Annotated in this window: 3 protein-coding genes; all 3 read right to left on the bottom strand. The window is 61.6% G+C overall.

The features are described from left to right. Positions 1-96: NAD(P)-binding domain-containing protein (locus tag EOA29_RS35200; protein WP_145970002.1), on the bottom strand; the 96-nt coding region annotated here is incomplete at its 3' end. 117 nt (positions 97-213) lie between these two features. Then, positions 214-1,038: an ABC transporter permease gene (locus EOA29_RS35195; RefSeq protein WP_126093925.1), complete on the bottom strand. Its 825-nt coding sequence runs from the start codon at positions 1,036-1,038 to the stop codon at positions 214-216. Next, positions 1,035-1,751 carry an ABC transporter permease gene (locus EOA29_RS35190; RefSeq protein ID WP_126093926.1) on the bottom strand — a complete coding sequence of 239 codons (717 nt, stop codon included), beginning with the start codon at positions 1,749-1,751 and terminating at the stop codon, positions 1,035-1,037. The genes EOA29_RS35195 and EOA29_RS35190 overlap by 4 nt, the downstream gene beginning before the upstream one ends. Positions 1,752-1,790 lie beyond the last annotated feature (39 nt).

The raw sequence follows: 1,790 nt of genomic DNA, 5'->3' as shown, positions 1-1,790 counted from the left end.
GTTGTAGACGGTGACGTCGTGGCCGCCCTTGTTCCTGAGATGCCCGGCCATCGGGTAGCCCATGACGCCAAGACCGAGAAATGCAACCGATGCCATTAAGCCTGCCTTCCAACAAAACGGAGATTTCAGTGGCGGAAGGTCTAGGCTATGGGAAAAATTCGTCAAGGCATGCAGAGCCGCTTCGGCTGGTGCAGGCCGACGCGCATGCGCGCTCTATCGTTTGAGGTGAACGGTGATCCGGCGCTCGATCCATTCGACGCCATGGCGCAGGATCTCGACCATCACCAGATAAACGATCGCCACCCAGATATAGGCCTGGATGTCGAAGGATTTTGCATAGGCGAGCTTGGCGTTGCCCATCAGGTCGTAGACGGTGATGATGGCGACGATTGCCGAAGCCTTGATCATCAGGATGAGCTCGTTGCCGTAAGGTCGCAACGCCACGATGATCGCCTGCGGCATGATGACCTTGCGCAGCGTCTGCAGCTTGTGCAGGCCGAGCGATGCGGCTCCTTCCCACTGGCCCCTGGGCACGCTCTCGATGGCACCGCGCAGGATTTCGGCCTGGTAGGCGGCAGTGTTGAGCGAGAAGGCAAAGACGCCGCAGTAGAAGGCTTCACGGAAGAACCACCACAGGCCGACCGTTTCGAGTTCGGGCCGAAAGGAGCCGACGCCGTAATAGACGAGGTAGGTCTGCACGAGCAGCGGCGTGCCGCGGAAGAAATAGACGTAGCAATAGGCAAGACCGGAAAGGATCCTGTTCTTCGACATGCGTCCATAGGCGACGGGCAGCGACAGGATCGCGCCGGTCACCATCGAGATGGCCACCAGCGACAGGGTGGTCCCAAGTCCTTGCAGATAGGCCGGCGCGTATCTGGCGAAGAACTCGGCGTTCCAGGCGTGGACCAGATAGGCCACGATGCCGGTACCGAAAAGGGCCCACACGCCGACAAGCGCATAGCCGACGATGCGCGCGCGCGGCCAGCCGCGCGCCTGCGGCGGCGGTTTGTCGATGGCGATAGCCTGGCTGACGCTCATCGCGCTTCCCTCCGCCCGAGCGAGCGCAGGATATAGCCGGTCGCGATCGACGACAGGATGGCCAGCACAAGGAAGACCAGCGCCGCGACGCTGTAGAACAGGAAGGAATGCTTGGTGACGCGGGCCGCGACGCCGGCATTGCGCAAGGTTTCGGCGAGGTTGACGACCGAAACCAGCGAGGTGTCCTTGAGCAGGCTGAGCCAGCAATTCTCCAGCCCCGGGAAAGCGATGCGCAGCAGTTGCGGCAGGACCACCAGGCGCATGGTCTGCCATTTCGAAAGGCCAATGGCGTAGCCGCCCTCATACTGGCCCTTGGGAATGGCGCGAAAGGCGGAAAGAAAGACCTCGCTGGCGTAGGACGAGAAGATCAGCGACAGCACGATCATGCCGGCAATGAAGCTGTTGACGTCGACCGTCGCCTCGGGTTCGAACAGGCGCACGACATATTGCAGCAGCAGCGGCATGCCGAAGAAGAACAGGAACAGCGTCACCAGCTCGGGCAGGCCGCGAAAGACGGTCGTGTAGATGTTGGCAGCGAGCCGCAGCGATGGTTCTTGCGACTGTTTGGCGAAGGCGACGAAAAAGCCGATCACCAGGCCGATCGGAAGCGTGGCGAGCGCCAGCGCAATCGTGACCAGCACGCCAGAGGCGATATCGTCACTCCAGCCATCGGGGCCCCAACTGAGAAGTGTCCAAATGCTTTGGGCCGGCATTGGCGGGGCGTGTCTCCGTGGCGATCCCGGAATGAAGGA

It is taken from the genome of Mesorhizobium sp. M1E.F.Ca.ET.063.01.1.1 (genome assembly GCF_003998155.1).
Classification (GTDB): domain Bacteria; phylum Pseudomonadota; class Alphaproteobacteria; order Rhizobiales; family Rhizobiaceae; genus Mesorhizobium.
Note: the sequence above shows the minus strand (reverse complement) of the source record. Positions and strands in the feature narration are given on the sequence as shown.

Coding starts and splice junctions, on each gene's coding strand:
- EOA29_RS35195 (WP_126093925.1), bottom strand. CDS start 1,038: ATGAGCGTCAGCCAGGCTATCGCCATCGACAAACCGCCGCCGCAGGCG.
- EOA29_RS35190 (WP_126093926.1), bottom strand. CDS start 1,751: ATGCCGGCCCAAAGCATTTGGACACTTCTCAGTTGGGGCCCCGATGGC.